Raw genomic sequence first — 2,589 nt, forward strand, 5'->3', positions numbered from 1 at the left:
ATTTTATACTTCGATTTACCAAAATATCCCGGCCAGTCCTCCGTTAGGGAAGCCTCCGGAAGCCACCATATATCAGGTTATATTGTCGCGGTTTACCACGTGTAAAAAATGCCGAGCAATGCATATCATAGTATATGAAATAGATTAGGGGGCAGTTGCAAAGTAGAAATGGCCGCTGTCTCTATCCGGTAAATATCGGAGGGGTTTCAGCCATGACGAACAATATCGAGTTGGACAGCTTTTCGGGTTCCTTGAACGAGCATTCCGCGTCCAGTGAACACGGCGATCAGGCATCGCCGGCGGAGATCCGGGTCGCACAGGCAAATTCGACGCAGCAGGCCGCACCGGCAGCGTCCGAACCGGTGCCGGTCGATGTCGGCGGCGGAGCGCCCGTCAAGCCGGAAGCCCCCGCGGAAGCGAAGACGCTGCCGGCAGCTGCGCCGCACGAATATGTAGCCGACGCCAGCCACGTGGTAAGGCTTCCTGCCAACGCCTCCATCGACAACATCAAGGTCGCCGGCCAAAACCTTGTACTCGAACAGGCCGACGGCTCGGTGATCGTGATCAAGGACGGCGCCCTGAACGTGCCGACCTTCATCATCGGCGACGTCGAGGTGCCGCGCGTTGCCTTGCTGGCGGCGCTGGAAGCCAGCCATGTCGATGTCGCCTTCGGCGCCGACGGTTCCATCTCGGCCGGCCCCGGCGGTTCGAATTCAAGCGCAGGCGGTGATTTCTCGGTTCCCCCCGGCGGCATCGGCGACGGGTTCGACCTGTCGGCATTGCTGCCGCCGACCGCCTTGCAGTTTGGGCTTCTGGATCGCCGCGAACTGTTCCCGTCCATCGTCGACAGGCCGGTTTCAGTGGTGGCCACGTCACTGCTTGCCCCGACCGAAGCGGCCAGTGAAACTGGCCTCGATGGCAACCAGACACAATCGCCTGGCAGCGACGCGCCAAGCAATTCCGAAACCTCAGGCATCGGAACGATCAGCATCGACGCACCGGATGGAATCGGGTCGATCGTTATCAACGGTGTCGCCGTCACCGGCGTCGGCCAGCAGATCCCGGGCCAGTTCGGCTATTTGGAGATCGTCTCCTACAATCCGAGCACGGGTGCTATCCAATACAATTACACGGTGACCGAATCGGTCACTCATCCCGAGCACACGAACGGGTTCGATCCCAACGACACGGTTCCGGACAATTTCAGCATCACTGTCACGGACGTCGACGGCGATTCGGCCAGCACCACCTTTGCCGTCGCCATCGTCGACGACGTGCCGACCGCGGTTGCCGATACGGACAGCGTGACGGAAGACGGCGTGACGGTCGCGGACGGCAACGTGATCACGGCCAGCGGCGGCGCGGACGCGAATGTGACGGACGGCGTCGCCGACGTTAAGGGCGCGGACGGGGCGACGGTAACGGGCGTCGAGGCAGGCACGGTCACATCGGCCTCGGGCCATGTCGGGTCGGCCGTGGCGGGCAGTTACGGTTCGATCACGATCGATGCGGACGGCCACTACAGCTACACGCTGAACAACGGCGCTGCGGCGGTCCAGGCGCTGACCACCGGCCAGCATCTGACGGACACGTTCACGTATACGCTGACCGATGGCGACGGCGACACCTCGACGACAACGGTCGAGATCACCATCAACGGCACCAACGACGTGCCGCAGGTCGTCGTTGACCAGGGCAACCCGGCCGGCGCGCATGATCAGGTCTATGAAGCAGGTCTGGCGGCGGGTTCGGCGGCCGGCGACGGCAGCACGGTTGCGACAGGCACCTTCACGGTGTCGGACGCCGACGGGCTCGACGACGTGCAGAGCGTCACCATCGGCGGCGTCACGGTTGCCATTGGCAGCCTTAACGGTTCGGTCTTCCAGGGCGACCACGGCACGCTGCTGATCACCGGCTACAACCCGGCAACCGGCGTTGCTGCCTATCAGTACACGCTGACCAGCACGACGACGGACGTTCCCGCAGTCACCGAGACCGACAGCTTCTCGCTCACCGTCTCTGACGGCACCTCGTCGTCGGCTCCGGCAGCCATCGTCATCGACATCGTCGACGACATGCCCAATGCGGTCAACGACACCAACAGCATCAGCGAGGACGCGCTTTCGCCGGTCAACGGCAATGTGCTGACCAACGACCTGCATGCCAACAACCGGCCGGGCGCCGACACGCCGACGAGCTTCGTCAGCTGGGATGGCTCGACGACGGGCGCGCACGGCACCTTCGTGGCCAATCCCGACGGCACCTACACCTATACGCTCAACAACGCCGATCCGGCGGTGCAGGCGCTGGACGCCGGCCAGACGCTGACCGAGACCTTCAACTACACGATGAAGGATGCCGACGGCGACACCGATACGGCAACGCTGACCATCACCATCAACGGCACCAACGACGTGCCGCAGATCGTCGTCGACCAGGGCAACCCGGCCGGCGCGCATGACCAGGTCTATGAAGCAGGTCTGGCGGCGGGTTCGGCGGCCGGCGACGGCAGCACGGTTGCGACAGGCACCTTCACGGTGTCGGACGCCGACGGGCTCGACGACGTGCAGAGCGTCACCATCGGCGGCG

At 63.5% G+C, this 2,589-nt stretch carries 1 protein-coding gene; it reads left to right on the forward strand.

Annotation, left to right across the window (positions count from 1 at the left end; translation table 11 throughout):
* Nucleotides 1–212: 212 nt before the first annotated feature.
* On the forward strand, nucleotides 213–2,589 hold a 2,377-nt coding region (locus EN994_RS26440; protein ID WP_206530504.1), incomplete at its 3' end, for a VCBS domain-containing protein.

The organism is Mesorhizobium sp. M7A.F.Ca.CA.002.09.1.1, from assembly GCF_003998555.1.
In the GTDB taxonomy this organism is placed as follows: Bacteria; Pseudomonadota; Alphaproteobacteria; order Rhizobiales; family Rhizobiaceae; genus Mesorhizobium; species Mesorhizobium ciceri.